This is a genomic window from Agarivorans sp. TSD2052 (assembly GCF_023238625.1).
Taxonomy (GTDB): Bacteria; Pseudomonadota; Gammaproteobacteria; order Enterobacterales; family Celerinatantimonadaceae; genus Agarivorans.
The window spans coordinates 138,118-152,320 of sequence record NZ_CP096670.1 but is presented as its reverse complement, the minus strand read 5'-3'; the positions used below and the strand labels follow the sequence as shown (position 1 = coordinate 152,320).

The 14,203-nt window shown below is 44.3% G+C and carries 16 protein-coding genes; 4 read left to right on the top strand and 12 right to left on the bottom strand.

Features of this window, described 5'->3' with window-relative positions; translation table 11 throughout:
* Positions 1-16: 16 nt before the first annotated feature.
* The 4 genes from M0C34_RS00710 to M0C34_RS00695 all read right to left on the bottom strand — a co-directional run bounded on the left by M0C34_RS00710 (position 17) and on the right by M0C34_RS00695 (position 3,749).
* Positions 17-502 carry a GNAT family N-acetyltransferase gene (locus M0C34_RS00710; RefSeq protein ID WP_248713756.1) on the bottom strand — a complete coding sequence of 162 codons (486 nt, stop codon included), beginning with the start codon at positions 500-502 and terminating at the stop codon, positions 17-19.
* Between the two features lie 94 nt (positions 503-596).
* Positions 597-1,799, bottom strand: a complete 1,203-nt coding sequence (locus M0C34_RS00705) for a quaternary amine ABC transporter ATP-binding protein (protein WP_248713755.1) — start codon at positions 1,797-1,799, stop codon at positions 597-599.
* Positions 1,792-2,691: an ABC transporter permease gene (locus M0C34_RS00700; RefSeq protein ID WP_248713754.1), complete on the bottom strand. Its 900-nt coding sequence runs from the start codon at positions 2,689-2,691 to the stop codon at positions 1,792-1,794. The genes M0C34_RS00705 and M0C34_RS00700 overlap by 8 nt, the downstream gene beginning before the upstream one ends.
* Positions 2,692-2,756: 65 nt before the next feature.
* Positions 2,757-3,749 carry an ABC transporter substrate-binding protein gene (locus M0C34_RS00695; protein ID WP_248713753.1) on the bottom strand — a complete coding sequence of 331 codons (993 nt, stop codon included), beginning with the start codon at positions 3,747-3,749 and terminating at the stop codon, positions 2,757-2,759.
* A 143-nt stretch (positions 3,750-3,892) separates the two neighbouring features.
* Here M0C34_RS00695 and M0C34_RS00690 point away from each other — a divergent pair, with 143 nt between their 5' ends.
* Positions 3,893-4,384 (top strand): MarR family winged helix-turn-helix transcriptional regulator, encoded by a 492-nt coding sequence (locus M0C34_RS00690; protein WP_248713752.1) that lies wholly within the window; start codon positions 3,893-3,895, stop codon positions 4,382-4,384.
* Positions 4,385-4,418: 34 nt separating this feature from the next.
* On the opposite strand, the gene M0C34_RS00685 is transcribed toward M0C34_RS00690, so the two are convergent.
* Complete coding sequence (locus M0C34_RS00685) at positions 4,419-4,979, bottom strand: pyridoxamine 5'-phosphate oxidase family protein (protein ID WP_248713751.1); 561 nt, start codon at positions 4,977-4,979, stop codon at positions 4,419-4,421.
* A 182-nt stretch (positions 4,980-5,161) separates the two neighbouring features.
* Between M0C34_RS00685 and M0C34_RS00680 the strand changes: the two genes are divergently transcribed.
* On the top strand, positions 5,162-6,007 hold the full coding sequence (locus M0C34_RS00680; protein ID WP_248713750.1) for a type 2 periplasmic-binding domain-containing protein: 846 nt from the start codon (positions 5,162-5,164) through the stop codon (positions 6,005-6,007).
* A gap of 3 nt (positions 6,008-6,010) precedes the next feature.
* The gene (locus tag M0C34_RS00675; RefSeq protein ID WP_248713749.1) at positions 6,011-7,489 is read left to right on the top strand and encodes a methyl-accepting chemotaxis protein; all 1,479 of its coding nucleotides are present in this window, start codon (positions 6,011-6,013) and stop codon (positions 7,487-7,489) included.
* A 46-nt stretch (positions 7,490-7,535) separates the two neighbouring features.
* Here the strand turns inward: M0C34_RS00675 and M0C34_RS00670 are convergent, their stop codons facing one another.
* Entirely contained in the window at positions 7,536-7,991 is a 456-nt protein-coding gene (locus tag M0C34_RS00670) for a YaiI/YqxD family protein (protein WP_248713748.1), read from the bottom strand.
* 54 nt (positions 7,992-8,045) lie between these two features.
* On the bottom strand, positions 8,046-8,594 hold the full coding sequence (locus tag M0C34_RS00665) for a GNAT family N-acetyltransferase (RefSeq protein ID WP_248713747.1): 549 nt from the start codon (positions 8,592-8,594) through the stop codon (positions 8,046-8,048).
* Between the two features lie 488 nt (positions 8,595-9,082).
* On the opposite strand from M0C34_RS00665, the gene M0C34_RS00660 reads away from it, so the two are divergent.
* Complete coding sequence (locus M0C34_RS00660) at positions 9,083-10,420, top strand: DEAD/DEAH box helicase (protein ID WP_248713746.1); 1,338 nt, start codon at positions 9,083-9,085, stop codon at positions 10,418-10,420.
* Between the two features lie 32 nt (positions 10,421-10,452).
* Here M0C34_RS00660 and folE read toward each other — a convergent pair whose 3' ends face one another.
* The 5 genes from folE to M0C34_RS00635 all read right to left on the bottom strand — a co-directional run bounded on the left by folE (position 10,453) and on the right by M0C34_RS00635 (position 13,973).
* Complete coding sequence (gene folE / locus M0C34_RS00655; RefSeq protein WP_248713745.1) at positions 10,453-11,133, bottom strand: GTP cyclohydrolase I FolE; 681 nt, start codon at positions 11,131-11,133, stop codon at positions 10,453-10,455.
* Positions 11,134-11,199: 66 nt separating this feature from the next.
* The gene (gene folM / locus M0C34_RS00650; RefSeq protein WP_248713744.1) at positions 11,200-11,925 is read right to left on the bottom strand and encodes a dihydromonapterin reductase; all 726 of its coding nucleotides are present in this window, start codon (positions 11,923-11,925) and stop codon (positions 11,200-11,202) included.
* Positions 11,918-12,328 (bottom strand): dihydroneopterin triphosphate 2'-epimerase, encoded by a 411-nt coding sequence (folX, locus tag M0C34_RS00645; RefSeq protein WP_248713743.1) that lies wholly within the window; start codon positions 12,326-12,328, stop codon positions 11,918-11,920. The genes folM and folX overlap by 8 nt, the downstream gene beginning before the upstream one ends.
* Positions 12,329-12,435: 107 nt before the next feature.
* A complete protein-coding gene (locus M0C34_RS00640; protein WP_248713742.1) occupies positions 12,436-12,993 on the bottom strand; it encodes a DUF3833 domain-containing protein in 558 nt (185 codons plus the stop codon).
* 212 nt (positions 12,994-13,205) lie between these two features.
* Positions 13,206-13,973 carry a DeoR/GlpR family DNA-binding transcription regulator gene (locus M0C34_RS00635; protein ID WP_248713741.1) on the bottom strand — a complete coding sequence of 256 codons (768 nt, stop codon included), beginning with the start codon at positions 13,971-13,973 and terminating at the stop codon, positions 13,206-13,208.
* Positions 13,974-14,203 lie beyond the last annotated feature (230 nt).

The window sequence follows — 14,203 nt, the reverse complement described above, 5'->3', positions numbered from 1 at the left end:
TCCTCGATAGATTTACTTATGGCGCCAGTTGCTTGATCATCCATACATCACAGCCCTGATGAATTGAACCACTGAAGGGTTTATCTAGATGATCAAACCCTAAAGCTTGGTATAAGCTAATAGCCGCTTTCATCGTACTCAAGGTGTCCAAATAACACTGCTGATAACTCATCTGCTTCGCCGCCTTTAAACAGTGTTCTGTCATGGCTTTACCGATGCCGAGACCTCGGTGGCGAGGAGCGACAAACAATTTGCGTAACTCACAGGTCGCCGATGCTTGATCAAAGGGGGCTATGCCACCACATCCCACCACTTGCTGGTCTAACATCGCCACCCAATAAGCGCTACCTGGCAGCGTGTAGTGTTGACTCATGGCTTTTACTTCAGCATCTGAAGGACCAAACCCTTCACCCACTGCACCAAATTCTAGGCCGCCCTGCTCAATAAGCTCGCACACTGCACGATCATGAACAGCTTCAATGGGAATAATCAAAAAACTCACATTGAGCTCCAAACAAGAAATTTAACGCTAACAGTAAAACCTAACAGAGGAGCTGTATAGCCTTGAAAGCTAAGCTTAACAAGGCTATATGACATTATGGTTTCGCGGTGTCGGTTTCTGGCTCAGCAAATACTTCTGCTACCGAGCTGCGGGTTAACTCACCTTTCAAGTTGCCTTCTTCATCTACCACAGGTAGTGAGAAGTGGGTTTCTAATGAGTCGGTTAACACACTTTCAATCACCGCATCAGGAGAGATGGTAGGTACGTCTTGGTATTCGCTAACTTCTAACTTGGCTTCGCCAGGAATTTTAGACGCTTCTTCCAGTGAATCTTGAGTTACGATCCCCTGATAACCTTCTTCTGTGACATGGTAGGCATAATCGCCTTTTAGGCGTTTCATTTGCTGTAGGGCTTCGCCAATGGTATCAGCCGTAATCCGACGCGCTGGCGGTTGCATCACCGTTTCAACGGTAAGCGCTCGTGCGCGGTTCACGTCTTTGACAAACGCTTCCACATAATCAGTTGCTGGATGCAATAGAATATCGTCAGGTGTACCTTGCTGAACCATTTCGCCATCTTTAAGAATGGCAATTTTATCCCCCAAGCGAAGGGCTTCATCCAAGTCATGGGTAATGAAGATAATGGTTTTGTGCAGGCTCTCTTGCAGCTCAATCAATTGGTCTTGCATCTCGCTGCGAATCAGCGGATCAAGCGCCGAAAACGCTTCGTCCATTAATAAGATTTCAGCATCAGTACACAACGCCCGTGCTAAGCCAACTCGTTGCTGTTGGCCACCAGATAGTTGCGAGGGGTACTGCTGTGCATAGCCTTCTAGACCTACAGTATCTAACCACTGCTGAGCTTTAGCCAAACGTTCTTCTTTAGCAATGCCTTGAACCGACAAGCCATAAGCGACATTATCAATCACACTGCGGTGAGGCATCAAACCAAAGCGTTGAAATACCATCGACATTTTGTGACGACGGAAGTCTTGAAGTTGCTTCGGACTCAACTTCATCACGTCTGTGCCTTCAACGCTAATAACCCCTTCGGTAGGGTCTATCAAACGGTTAAAGTGACGAATTAAGGTAGATTTACCTGAGCCAGATAGACCCATGATGACAAAAATCTCACCCTGATTAATTTCTAGATTAATGTCTTTCAGGCCTAAGGTATGACCGGTTTCAGCGAGTATTTTGTCTTTTGACTCGCCCGCTTTTACCCGCGACATAACTTCTTTAGAGTTATGACCAAATAGCTTGTATAAGCCCTCAATTTTAATTAGTGGCTCAGTCATGCTTTAGTCCTTGCAGATGCGCTTGAGTTCGTTTTGCGTAGGCTTGAGACACGCGATCAAAAATGATGGCCAGTGCCACAATCGCTAAACCATTGAGCAAACCCAAGGTGAAATACTGGTTAGTAATTGATTTTAATACCGGTTGACCTAAACCTTTCACACCAATCATTGAGGCAATAACAACCATCGATAAGGCCATCATAATGGTTTGGTTAATCCCCGCCATAATTGTAGGCATAGCTAAGGGAATTTGCACACCAAACAAACGCTGTGAGGAGCTCGCACCGTAGGCAGTGGCAGCCTCTAAGACTTCTTTATCTACTAAGCGAATGCCTAGATTAGTAAGACGTATAACTGGGGGGATACCATAAATAACCACGGCGATAACACCCGGTATTTTACCAATGCCCAATAACATCACGACAGGGATCAGATAAACGAAAGCGGGTAACGTTTGCATCACATCTAACATTGGAGTAATGATTGCCTGAGCACGATTTGAGCGCGCCATAACAACACCAATAGGTATACCCAAGGCTATCGCTAACATTGTACACACGGTAATAATGCTCATTGTTCGCATCATATCTTCCCACATGCCAAAGTAGCCTACCAACAACAGTGATACAACCGAGCCGATGACCAGCTTCCAAGAGCGGCTAGCTAAATACACCAAGCCTGCGCATACAATTAACACCAGCCACCACGGCGTGGTGATTAACAACTTTTCGAACCAAACTAAAAATTGTAGGAGGGGATCAAAAAACGATTCGATGGCTTCACCATACTCTCGCGAAAAATTACGATATGCACCATCTAACGACTTACGAATAACAGTGAGATCGGCTCGGCTCATTTGTGGAAAACTTTCTAACCACGACGAATCCGCCATAAAAAATACCTCTAAATAAAAAACGCGAAAGGCCAACGTTACGTTGGCCTTTTTTTTAACTCAAATTACATACTAGCTAAAGCTTTACTTACCTTCGCTGCTACATCTGTTGATACCCATGCTTTCCAAGTATCGGGGTACTCAGTCAAAAAGTGATACATGCTGGCATCACCATCGGCCTGGTTATCTTCCATCCAAGCTAATAGTTCATTCATTTGCGCATTAGTGAAACTACGTTTAGTTATGTAGTCATAAGCTTGCGGTGCTTTACTCGCAAAACTTTCAGTCGTCACCGAATGTACTGGTGAAGGTGGGTACATAGTGACTTTAGGGTTTTCACACCCTTCTTGGGTGGTACAATTTAGAAATTCTTGCTCATCAATACCGTTCCCAGTATCAACCTTAACCATTTCGTATTTACCCAATACAGCCGTTGGCGCCCAGTAGTAACCAAACCAACCTTGCTCACGGTTATACGCTTTAGCAATGGAGCCTGATAAACCAGCACCTGAACCTGGATCGATCAGTTCAAAACCAGATTTTTCGAGTTCTAATGCTTCAAAAAGGTTATTAGCAGAAATTTGGCAGTTCCAGCCTGCTGGACAGCCATAAAAACCTGACAGTTCTTTGCTTTCTGGGTGAACAAATAGTTTAGCGTGCTTTTTTACACCTTCAATGGTGGCTATCTCTGGGTATTTATCAACTAAATACTTTGGCACCCAAAAACCTTCTTCGCCACCGTCAGACAAAGACTTACCAGCAAAACGAATACGCTTTTCAGCTACGCCGCGGTCAAGTACTTCTTTGGCTGAATTACTCCACAATTCAGGAGCAATATCCGGCTCGCCTTTTTCCATCATAGAAACAGTGGTTGGCATGGTATCGCCTGGCACGAGCTCGGCATCACAACCATAGCCATGTTCCAGAATAAATTTGTCTACGTTGGCAATCACCGTCGCTGAACTCCAGTTCATATCTGCGATGGTCACACTGCCACAGCTTTCTTCGGCTTGAGCAAAAGTGCTCACCAATAATAATGCTGCATATCTTAACTTCATATCCCTATCCTTCCCTGTTTAACTTGCTTTACCTAAAGAATCATACACGTCTAATAGTTAGAGCTCAAACTAACCACTGTATATATCCACTCGTTTCACTATAGGATATACTTCGGCAAAACCAATAAGGCCTGTTTTTATCCATGCAAAAATCTGCTTACTGGCAAGATGTATTGATTTCACTTCGCAAAATTATTCGCGCTACTGACCTGCAATCTAAGCGTATAGTAAAAGCCTGTGGCTTAACAATTCCGCAGGTAATGGTGCTTAGAGCCATTGAAGAATTAGGCACAGTAACGGTAAAACGTTTATCCGATCAGGTATCTTTAAGCCAAGCAACCGTTACTACTATTCTCAATCGCTTAGAAGAACGTCAACTCATAGAAAGAGTTCGCAGTAGTACCGACCGACGTATTGTTAACCCAAGGTTGACCGAGCGAGGGGTGGATATTCTTACTACCGTACCGCCACTGCTGCATGAAGAGTTTATTCAGCGTTTCGAAGGTTTAGAAGATTGGGAAAAAACCCAAATTCTTTCTTCGTTGCAGCATATCGCTTCAATGATGGACGCTGAATCGATCGACGCTTCACCTTTATTGGATATTGAGCCACCGATAAAAGATCTACAGCGCTAGTCAATTTACTTTCAACTCAAATCAATTTGAGGTGTTAATCAGCTATTTTTGACCGGGCTAGAATATTGGTTTCTACACCATCTAAACTATGTTGGTTTTTCTTAGCCCAATATTTTTGTATGCCGTCATCACCTTGCTTTAGCGCCCACTTGCTTAGCTCTTCACGCGGAGCCACATAGTCGAAAAACGGCACCGCCATACCACAAGAGCTTTGCACCATATCAATATCCAACAAGTACAATTGACGAGCGCCATCCAGATTTGGAAATAACCCTATGTGTTCTTTCCAGCCTTGATCAGCTCGATGGATAGCTTGAGCTTTACCGTATAAGCGCAAAATAACGGGCTTCCCCTCAAACGCGCAGAACATAATGGTCATGCGAGGGTCTTGACTAACATGCGCGGCGGTTTCATTGCCACTGCCAGTAAAATTCAGCCAAAGCACCTGATGTTGATTAAGCACTCGAAACGAATCCATCCCTTTTGGTGAAGTATTCACCCTGCCTGTTGCGGCTGCAGTGGCTACAAAAAACATCTGTTGTTGCGCTATAAACTCAATGTGCGCCGGGATCATGGCACTAAATTGCTTGCCCATGTTGTCTTTATCCTTAAAAACCATGCTCTGAGTATGACAAGCTACAAACTTATCAATTAATCATCATAAAACAGTGCTATCGCTTTGTTATGAAATAAAAGAAGATCTAGTTCACGTTTTTTATGCCTCTCATAACCCTAACTCTATAGCAGACCTAAGATTAGACAAAGCATGGAGGCTATATGTACAGACTTCTCTATTTATTGATATTTTTTACGGCACTTGGTGCCACCAAGCCACTCAATATTCCCGGGTCATCAGCGGGAAATACTCTACCCATAGTTTTAGCCCAAGAGATTGTAAAGCGCAGTGATGTTTATAGTTCACTAAGTTTCCCCTATGGTGAAATCGGTGACATTTCTTTTGCAAAAACCCTCGCAGACCTCAATGGGGGAGTGGTTGACTTACTTTGGACCGCTACCTCGGCCGATCGAGAAGCAGCACAGACGGCTGTTTATTTCCCCCTATATCGCGGTACCTTAGGTATGCGCTTAGGCATTATTGAGCAAGCCAATCGCGAAATATTTAGCCAAGTCACTAGCTTTTCACAAATGCAGCAATTCATTCCTTGTCAGGGCAAACTTTGGGCTGATACTGCGATACTTGAAGCCAACGGTATTAAGGTAGCCAAAAGCCTCGGCTACGGTAATATATTTGCCATGTTAGAAGCTGACCGCTGTGATTATTTCCCACGCGGAATTTTTGAACCTTGGAGCGAAATTAAACGTGAAGCTAAGTACAATTTAACTGTCGATTCTTATGTCATGCTGCGCTACAAAATGCCTTTCTTCTTTTTTGTGAAAAAAGATAATCAAGCCTTAGCCAAACACCTTAATGACATCCTCTATCAAATGTTTGAAGACGGCAGTTATCAAACATTATTTCTCAATGATCCTGATGTAAAAAACGCACTCAATCTCGGAAAGTTAGAGAAACGCACCGTGTTTGATTTAGACAACCCCTACCTCACCGATAAAGTAAATGCCATTCCACAGAAGGTATGGTTCGACCCATTAGCAGGAAAATAAATTATGAAAACAATTACTTCAAAACTGATCGTCCTGCTTAGCGTAACCATTTTAAGCTTAGGAATTGTTGCTGTTAGTATTCTTTATTGGGCCACTAAATCAACCCTTACAGAAGGTTATGACAGCAGCAAGCAAGCACTGACTAAACAGATGACCATCATTCTTAAAGAGCCGGTATTTGTCTATGACCTTGATGTGATTCAATCCATCATCGATGCCTTTATCGATGAGCCGATGATTGTTGGTATTAAAGTGAGCGACCAGCGCGGCAAGTTAATGGCCGAAAATCATAACTCGGGCTTCAGCTCCGATGAAACCATTAGTATCGATTTAGATTGGGATGGCAAGCCCTTAGGTACCATTGAAATAGGGGTAACAAAGCAAGCCATTAATTCGGCCCTAGCCAATGAACTAACTGAAGATGTGCTCACCATCATTTTGCTAATGGGCCTAATCATTATTCTAATTGTGTTCTCGCTACGTAAGTTGGTAACAACCCCCCTCGCTGAAGTCAACAAAGTGCTGGCGGGTATTGCTCAGGGCGATGGTGATTTAACCGCTCGCATTCCCATTAACACCGAAGACGAAATTGGCCAATTGGGCGATAACTTTAATAGCTTTATCGAAACCGTACAAACCATTGTGCAAGACATGGCCGAGGCAGCTACACAATTAGAGTTAGTATCGGAAAACGTACGGGTGATTAACGACAAAAATACCGCCAATACCTTTGAGCAAACAGAACTCACCTCAACCTCTTTGAGCAACCTACAACAGTTAGGGGTGGCCACCAAAGAGATTGCAGGCAACGCCGAAAATACCGCAGGCCGAACCCAAGAAGCTTATCAACTATCACTCGATGGGCGAAAGGCAATTGATGCCAATATTGTGCAGGTCACCGAGTTGGTTGAAAACCTTGACCGCACCGCCGAAGAGGTGACGAACCTAAAACAAGTGAGCGATAACATTGGCAGTGTACTTGATGTGATAAAAGGGATCGCCGAACAAACCAACTTACTGGCACTGAACGCCGCTATCGAAGCCGCCCGCGCCGGAGAATCTGGCAGAGGTTTTGCGGTGGTCGCCGATGAAGTGCGCGCTTTAGCCAGTAAAACCCATGAATCAACCACTGAAATTGAATCTATTATTGGTGACTTACAAAGCCAAGCGGAAACCTCATATCAAGCAACCCAAGAAAGTAAAAAAATGGTAGGCCAGACGATTTCTTCTGCTGAGGGCACTGGTGAGTCATTAGTACAAATCAACCAAGAAATGAACTCAGTAAACGACATGATTACCATGATAGCCAGCGCCAGTGAGGAACAAGCCAATGTGACGAGCGCGGTCACCAACGATATGGAATCCTTAAGTATGGGCGCGCAGTCGTTAAGTGACGATAGCAAGCAGCTACAACAAGCTACCGAGGACCTACTGGAAGTGGGCCAGCAATTGGTTACCCAAGTCAATCGCTTTAAGTATTAAGCCGCTAGCCACTGTTCAAGCAATAGCTTAAGCGCTCAGGCTTAAGCTATTTTTTTGCTTGGCACTTAGACAATATAGAATCTAAATGACTGGCGAAGGCTTTGCGATCAGCTTGATTAAGCGCAGCTGGGCCACCCGTATGCACCCCGCTAGAGCGCAAAGTATCCATGAAATCACGCATGTTAAGTCGCGACTTAATATTACTTTTAGTATAAAGCTCACCGCGTGGGCTTAGTGCCTGCCCTTGCTTAGTAATAACTTCATCGGCCAGCGGAATATCCGCGGTGATCACTAAGTCACCTTCGGCGACCCGCGCGACTATTTCGTTGTCGGCTTCATCAAAACCCGCACTAACTTGCAGGCTAGATATCACCTTAGATGGCGGCGTTTTAATATATTGGTTGGCCACCAGTATCAAAGGTATTTGAGTGCGCTCGGCGGCGCGAAACAATATTTCTTTGATCACCACCGGACAGGCGTCTGCATCAACCCAAATCTTCATCTACAGTTACTCATTCATATTGTTTGCTGGCTACTATGCCAAGTTAATTATCGATTACAAGATCGCCCGCATATCGATATTTTCGAGCTCGGTGTTAAAACGGCCATATTCAACAAAACCACAGGCTTGATAAAAATGACGAGCACGCTGATTGGTTGCTTGGGTTCCTCCCATTAATACCATACTGCGCGCACCCTGCTGTTTTAGCTGCTGCATCAATGGACGGATAGCAGCAGAAGCTAAGCCTAGATTTTGATATGCATCGGCAATACAGGGCGCAAATATTACATCGAGTGGCGAGACTAAACTGACCCCTTGTGCCGAATAACGCTTAGCTTCATGCTCAGAAATGTTGTGCTCTAGAATGAAGTAACCGGCAATAATGCCTTTATCTTCTATCACCCAACGCTGCGCACTGTCTTGCTTAAGAACTTGGCAGAGAATTGTTGCGTGTTGCGGGGTGAGAGGATGTGGACCAAAGCGGCGAGTTGTCGCGGGGCTTAATGTCTGCAAGAATTCGCCAAACGCCTCGCTGTCGCTCGCCTCTAATAAGCGCAAATTATATTGACGGCCGTCTTTCGCTTGAATAAGTATTGCCGACATCCTCCCTCCTATTTAACATTAACACTAGGCAGTGCACGCTTATGGCCTGCTATTGCTTCACCGCAACAAATACGTTTGATAGCGACATTTTTAGTAACACTATCACGAACATCAAGCCTAGGCTCAAGTGGTATGGACGCACATGCAAACTAACCCTTCAAGGGCTTACCAACATCCTTTTAGCGTTGTTGGATACTAGAAACACCCTCACTGCTCTCAAATAACCAGTAGCCATTCAAAGGCAACCTTACGGTACTTCCGCAGATAACCATAGCAACTACCTATCTGGCTGTTCAGCCTTTAAAACAGGAAAAACACCCGTGTAACTGCCATACTCAGCCAAGCAATCCTAACAATTCTTTATTAATAAATAATTGTTAGGCTTAACTCTGCCAGCAATGATGGCGCAAACAGCTAAGTTACTGTAAGCTGCACGCCCCGCTAATTCTGCGGCCATGCTTAAACCACTTATCATAAGAGACGATTCTATGAGCTTTGACTCCCTGGGTTTATCTAAACCCCTTCTTGAAGCCGTTGCCTCACAAGGCTACGACACACCTTCGCCTATTCAAGCCAAAGCCATCCCTGTGATTTTAGAAGGTAAAGACATCATGGCTGCCGCGCAAACCGGTACCGGTAAAACCGCTGGCTTCACTCTGCCTTTACTAGAATTACTAAGTAAAGGGCCTAAAGCACGCGCAAACCAAGTGCGCGCCTTAGTATTAACACCAACCCGTGAGCTAGCCGCTCAAGTGGGTGAAAGTGTGAGCACCTACGGGAAGAACTTACCATTAAGCTCAACCGTGGTATTTGGTGGTGTTAAAATTAATCCACAAATGCAAAAACTACGTCGCGGTGCAGACGTGTTAGTAGCGACTCCAGGCCGTTTATTAGACCTTTACCAACAAAATGCCTTCCGCTTTCAACAGCTAGAAGTGATTGTGTTTGATGAAGCAGATCGCATGTTGGACATGGGCTTTATCCACGACATCAAAAAGATTTTGGCTCTGCTGCCTAAAAAGCGTCAAACCTTAATGTTTTCAGCCACCTTCTCTAACGACATTCGCACCTTAGCGAAAAGCTTAGTGAACAACCCCGTAGAGATATCGGTAACCCCTGCCAATGCAGCGGCTCCCACCGTTGAACAGTGGGTTGTGCCTGTCGACAAGTCAAAGAAATCAAGTTTGCTGACTCGGCTGATTCACGATAACAAGTGGCAGCAAGTATTGGTATTTAGCCGCACTAAACACGGTGCTAACCGCTTGGCCAAGCACCTAGACCATAGCCAAATTACCGCAGCAGCAATTCATGGTAATAAAAGCCAAGGCGCGCGAACTCGCGCACTAGCAGATTTTAAAAGTGGTGATGTAAGAGTATTAGTGGCGACCGACATTGCAGCGCGTGGTTTAGATATCGACCAATTACCACAAGTGGTTAACTTTGACCTACCTAATGTATCTGAAGATTACGTGCACCGGATTGGTAGAACTGGCCGAGCAGGTTCTACCGGCGAAGCCATTTCATTAGTATCGGCTGATGAGATTGCTGAATTAAGTGGCATAGAGCATCTAACCGGCAAATTATTAGAGCGGCGCATCATGGAAGGTTTTGAACCTTCGGCTATCTTGCCGCCAACCACACTCAGTGGTAAGCCAATCAAACCGAAGAAGCCGAAGAAACCAAAGCAGGGGCGTAATGACCACCGAGATGGTCAACGTTCAAGCGAAAATGCGCGTGGCAATAAGCCTGTAGGTAAAAACCGCCGTCATACCGGTGGTGGTACCGCTAAATCTAGCGCGCGTTTTTCAAAACCGGCCGCTAAATAAGCCTGCCCCCCAGCGCTCGCTGGGGGAACTATCTACCCTAGAAACTCTCTTCTCACGGATTTACTCGACTTAAACTGTCCGCCAAAGGCCGAGGTTTGCGTGCTAGAACTGGCGTCCATGACCCCCCGTGATTTAACACAGTAATGGGTAGCGACCATAGAAACCGCCACATCGTCAGTGCCTAACAAGCTTTGTAATGCCACCAAAATCTGTTGAGTTAAGCGCTCTTGCACCTGCGGACGTTGAGCGAAGAAACGCACAATGCGATTAATTTTAGATAAACCAATAATGTTATCTTTGGGAATATAAGCCACTTTGGCGAGGCCATCAATGGTGACAAAGTGATGCTCACAAGTGCTGGTGAAGGCAATATCAGAGATCTTGACCATCTCTTCTACGGACATTTTGTTCTCAATAATGCTAATTTTTGGGAAACGGGAGTAATCCAATCCCGAAAACACTTCATCAACAAACATTTTAGCAATGCGGTGTGGTGTTTCAGCCAAGCTATCGTCACTTAAGTCTAAGCCTAAGGTTGCTACTACATCGGTCAACGAGGCTTTGATCTTCTGGTACTTCTGCTCATTGCTTAATTGATTGTCAACCAAAGGGGTCTCAATACCCTTTTCAATCAATGCTTGGCGAACTTGGATTGCCTCAGGTGACAAGCAAGCGTCTTTTCTAAATTGTTTTTCGGCTAACGCTACTTTCATAATCACTTCCTTTAGATAGTCTTTCTTGTTTTATCCACCACACTCAAATTAACAACACTATTAACCCTAGACCAGATGTCGGCCGCCGTCTAAACCGATTGTTCGACCGGTTATATACTGACTGTTCATAATGTAGTTAACCGCTTCTACGGCTTCAATTGCACCAGGCTCAATCGCCATTAACGATTTAGCCAGGGCTTTAACTTTGTATTCTGCTTTGTCACCTTGGTTAAACATCAGCAACGAGGGCGCAATACTATTCACTTTTACCGCAGGTGCAAGCTGCGCAGCAAAAGAATGAGTAAGATTAGCTAAGCCAGCTTTACTCGCTGCATAAGCAATATGCTTCGCGCTGCCTTTGTCTGCGACAAAATCTGTCATGTGAATAATGTCGCTAACTTGTTGGTTGTTCTTGAGCAACTCGCTAAACGCTAAATTCATTTGATAAGGGGCACTGACATGCACACTACACATCAAACGCATTAATTGGTGTTGGTTGTCCATAGCCGCATTGTTAAGCCATTGAGAGGCGTTGTGAATCACTGCACGCAAAGATGGGTAGTGCTGCAATATATGGCTTATAAACGCATTAATGCCTCTTTCATCGCTAAAATCGGCCTGCACACAATCGGCTCCCAGCTCTCGCAATGCCTGCACTGCGGGTTTGTCACGTCGATAAGTGATAATCACCGGGTATCCCTGTTGCAGTAAATTTTCTGCAATGGCTAAGCCCAGCCGCTGTGATCCACCAGTAATCAATACCGGCGCTTGACTAATCGGCGCCTTAAACACTGTTACGCGATCCTGATAAGGTCACTGATACCGAGTCAGCAAAACGCAGCGCGTGCGGTTTATCCACGGTAATACTGGCTTTAATCACCCGCGGTTCATCCATCGCTAACGTGAGTAAATCAGCACACAGTTTCTCTAGTAACCGAAAATGCCCCTGCTCTACATGCGCGATCATCGCTTTTGTAATAACCTTGTAATTGAGCGCTAAATCTTCACTGTCGGCTTCACAAGCCTTGGTAGCCTGATAGCGAATTTCGGCATTTATGACAACATCTTGCTGCTTACTGAGCTCTTCTTCGTTAAAACCAATATAAGTACGCAAGCGCAAATTGGTGATAGTAATCAGCGCAGGGTCTAAACTAAAACTGCTCGCCAGTGGTGCAAGATTAGATACATTAGTCATTCATTTCTCTCTTGTAATTTAATTCTGTTACTACATACCTAGCGCAGTTTAACTAGGAATAACAAGCCTGGGTCTTTATTTAATTGGCTTTTGTGCTGTCGACAAGCTTAACTTGATGGCTGCTTATTTATCACCAAACTGACCGAACCCACTTCAAAACCAAACTTACGCATCACCGATTCATTAACAATGGTCGTTGAATTGACTAAGTACATCTTGTCTTCAACCACTATGTCTAAAGGTTTGTCTCGGTACTGAATGGTTAATACATAGTCCATAAACAAGGCATTACCAGCTAAATGCATTTCTGCCGGCTGGTTAACATCGTTAGCACTAGCCAAATAGCCACCATCAGCTTGCTTCTTTAAGGTCCAAATGCGTTGCTGTAGCTCGCCGTCATCAAAAATGAAATGTTCGTCGAGCGTGCCTACCCCTTGTTCATCCCAACTGGCGTCAATGGTGACATTGAAATAACGAATTAATTCACCGGAGCGATTTTTGACAATGCCATGCGCTGTTAAACTGCCGGAAAAAAAATCTTCCAACACTAATTTGGGTTGGTTACTGGCATAACTGTCTACATCGGCGCTTGAACAGCCCCATAAGCCCGCCATTAAACCGAACAGCAATAGAAAGCGTCGATAAACACTGGATGCCAATTGCATAAAATTCTGCGCCACTTTTAGAATATATAATGACTACGGGAGGGCTTATAGAAACGATCTACTTGTTTGAAATAAACAGTAGAAAGATGATTTTTCGAGGTCACACTTTATCGATTCTCGGCTTTCTCATTAACTTTAGAAGAAACCGCGAGCTCGTCTTTTAGCCGTGTGTAACAGTCGTTTCCAAGTGGTATTAGCCATTATTGGAGCGCTCAAGCTTGTATCAAAGTAACATCGCTAGCACTTAACATTTGTTTGTTGCTAGATTTGAGCTGTTGATCGCTAATACAGTAATCGATATCCGCCAGCGGGCAAATTATCATGTTACTGAACTGCTCAAACTTACTACTGTCGGCTAACAGGATTTTGCTAGTTGCCTGCCGCAGTAAACGTGTCGTTCCTTGAATAATTAACGAATCTGTTTCTAGTGCCCCTAGTGGGCTAACCCCTTGAGCACCAAAAAAAACTTTAGCCGCAAAGAAGTTCGATACTCCGTCTTCAGGATAAGAACTTAACACCAAATTTTGCTCTTTATAAAGCTTACCTGAAGGAAGGGTTACATTACATCGGGAATTATGATGCAGATACTCGGCAACCACAAACGAGTTAGTCATCACGTTCAGTACTTTGTTTTCAAAATACTGTGCCATGTAAAACGCCGTTGAGCCACCACCAATAATAATGGACTCCCCATCTTCACACATTTCGGCAGCTCGTTTGGCAATAGCTTGTTTTTCAGCAGTGTGAATGGATTGGTTAAGCAAGAAGGGACTACTTACCAAACTATGCGAATGGCTAGTTTGGATTACCTCAACACCTCCTCTAATCCGCTTAAGCTTGCCCACGCTTGATAGCTCAAGAACATCACGACGAATAGTTGCTTCAGAGCAGCCTATGAGGCTAACTAGCTGGGCGATAGTAGCGACTGAACTAGATTCTAGTTCTAAAAGGATTTTTCGATGGCGCTCTCGTTCGATCATGTGAGTCTTCAATTAGCAATTAGTTGTCAAAAAGCATCATACCACTTAACAATCATCAACAAAAATGAAAGATTTTGATTGAAAATGATTGAATAAACTGTTTTCATAGCTATAACATATGATTAACAATCAAATAAGTTCATTAACGGTCATTTTGTTTCATTGTAGTTAGCTTGAGTTTATTCAAACGTTTTGAGACCAAATAAATCGTCTTTACCAATCGATATAGA